Origin of the sequence: Chitinophaga sp. (assembly GCF_036566945.1) — a bacterium.
Taxonomy (GTDB): domain Bacteria; phylum Bacteroidota; class Bacteroidia; order Chitinophagales; family Chitinophagaceae; genus Chitinophaga.
Genome location: NZ_DATCVJ010000141.1, coordinates 1 through 2,581 on the forward strand (window position 1 = coordinate 1; position 2,581 = coordinate 2,581).

Sequence of the window (2,581 nt, forward strand, 5' to 3'; positions counted from 1 at the left end):
AAAGCGATGTTTGGTGCGGAAAAAATCAATGTTACCGAAAACCGCGCCGTACTGCATACGGCTTTACGTAACACCTCAGACAAACCTGTTTTCCTGGATGGCCGCGATGTAATGCCGGATGTAAAAGCAGTACTGAATAAAATGGATCACATCTGCCGGCAAATACATTCCGGTGAATGGAAAGGATATACGGGTAAGCCTATACGTTATATTGTAAACATCGGTATTGGTGGTTCCGACCTGGGTCCGGTAATGGTGACGGAAGCGCTGAAGCCTTACTGGAAGCCAAACATACAGACTTACTTCGTTTCCAACGTAGATGGCACCCACATTGCTGAAACGCTGAAGAAAATAACGCCGGATGAAACCCTGTTTCTGATTGCCTCTAAAACCTTTACCACACAGGAAACCATGACCAACGCACATACTGCGCGCAATTGGTTCCTGGAACATGCCAAAGACGAAAAGTTTGTAGCCAAACATTTTGCGGCATTGTCTACCAACGAAAAAGCGGTCACTGCTTTTGGTATTGACCCTACCAACATGTTTGAATTCTGGGATTGGGTAGGTGGCCGTTATTCCCTGTGGTCCGCTATTGGCTTATCTATAGCACTGACTATCGGTTTCGATAACTTCATACAGTTACTGGATGGTGCGCATGCGGCAGATAATCATTTCTCCGAAACGCCACTGGAACAAAACATCCCCGCTATCATGGCGCTGATCGGCATCTGGTATGGCAACTTCTTTGGCAGTGCAACAGAAGCCATCCTTCCATACGACCAATACATGCACCGCTTTGCGGCGTATTTTCAACAGGGAAATATGGAAAGCAATGGTAAGTCGGCAGATCGTACCCGCCACAACGTTAGTTACCAAACCGGCCCGATTGTATGGGGCGAACCTGGTACCAACGGACAACATGCCTTCTACCAGCTCATTCACCAGGGTACCCGCCTGATCCCCTGCGATTTTATCGCACCGGCCATCAGTCATAACCCAATCGGTGATCATCATGTGAAGCTATTGTCTAACTTCTTCGCACAAACGGAAGCACTGATGAATGGTAAAACCGAGGCGGAAGTACGTGCGGAGCTGGAAAAATCCGGCGCTTCTGCAGAAGAGGTAGCCAACATCTTACCCTCAAAAATATTCCCGGGAAATCGTCCTACGAACTCTTTCCTGCTGAAGGAAATTACCCCGCGTTCCCTGGGCTCACTGATAGCCCTATACGAACATAAGATCTTCGTGCAGGGGGTGATCTGGAACATCTATAGCTTTGATCAATGGGGTGTGGAACTGGGTAAACAATTAGCCAGCAAAATACTGCCGGAACTGGAGAACAACGACGTGGTGCTGAACCACGATGCCAGCACCAACGGTTTGATCAATGCCTGGAAAGCAATGCGGGCGAAGGTTTAATACGGAAGAGCGCGGAGGGGATCGCCTTCGGCGATTGTCTTTATCAGGATTATACTGATGAAGATGATTTTCCAGATTTGTTACTTTTATGATTTGGGAAGATTTAAAAGATTTTGGGAGATATGAGCGGGTATTCGCTTCTATCTCCCTTATTTTTTAATCTTAAATCCGTTACACTAAAATTATCTAAACCACGGCTAATCATCTAAATCCTGATAAAGACAATCGCCGAAGGCGATCCCCTCCTCTCAACTCGCGTACAAAGAAAAACCCCCGGAGAAATCCGGGGGTTGCCTATTATTTTTAAGTAAAAAATTTAAAGTAAAAATCTTACCATTTGTCTACCTCGTCTGAGCTATGTGAAGCCGGAGCGGCTACTGACGCCTCAACAGGAACAACTTCTTCTTCCACAGTGGCTGAAGCGCGTACTTCAGATCCATCTGCTTCTGTTTCGTCCTGTTCTTCCTGCACATAATCATGGTTGTAGGCATCAAAGTCGAAATCGGGCATCAACTCAGTCTTAACATAGTTGATGGTTTCGGTTAGTGCGTTCAGGAACTTGTTAAAGTCTTCCTTGTACAGGAATACTTTGTGCCTGTCATAACCGTTGTCATTAAAACGCTTCTTACTTTCTGTTATAGTAAGAAAATAGTCGTTTCCCCGAGTGGTCTTTACATCAAAGAAGTACGTTCTTCTTTTGCCCGCTTTCAATCGTTTAGAAAAGATGCTATCATTGTTTCTTTCCTGTTGATTGTTGTTTTCGTACGCCACAGTTGATAGATTTAAGTGTTAACGAATCAAATCCTGTTACAATAAGAGACAAATATACTATTGTTTTACAAATATCAAAATATTTTTAAATGATTTTGAAAAATCATAAAAGCCGCGTGTAACTGGCCTCCGCAGGGGATATACAAGAACATGATTGCTATTCAGTTACGCTTTCATCTTCTCCGGATTGCTGGCGCGCGTATAACTCTGCGTAGTAGCCATTCAATGATAATAAATCACTATGCGTACCTTCTTCCACTATCTTTCCTTCGTCCAGCACAATGATTTTATCGAATTCAAACAGCGCAAAGATGCGGTGAGTAATGATGATAGCGGTTTTGTTTTTCAGATAGGCGTACAGGTTGCCAATGATCTCTTTTTCAGTACG

General features: G+C 44.4%; 2 protein-coding genes and 1 pseudogene. 1 reads left to right on the forward strand and 2 read right to left on the reverse strand.

Annotation, left to right across the window (positions count from 1 at the left end; genetic code table 11):
- Positions 1–1,422, forward strand: a 1,422-nt coding sequence (pgi, locus tag VIP81_RS04095; protein ID WP_331957203.1) for a glucose-6-phosphate isomerase, incomplete at its 5' end; no start/stop codon positions are given.
- A gap of 330 nt (positions 1,423–1,752) precedes the next feature.
- Here the strand turns inward: pgi and VIP81_RS04100 are convergent.
- Positions 1,753–2,193 (reverse strand): DUF3276 family protein, encoded by a 441-nt coding sequence (locus VIP81_RS04100; RefSeq protein ID WP_331957204.1) that lies wholly within the window; start codon positions 2,191–2,193, stop codon positions 1,753–1,755.
- A 157-nt stretch (positions 2,194–2,350) separates the two neighbouring features.
- Positions 2,351–2,581, reverse strand: a pseudogene (locus VIP81_RS04105) (ABC transporter); the annotation flags it as partial.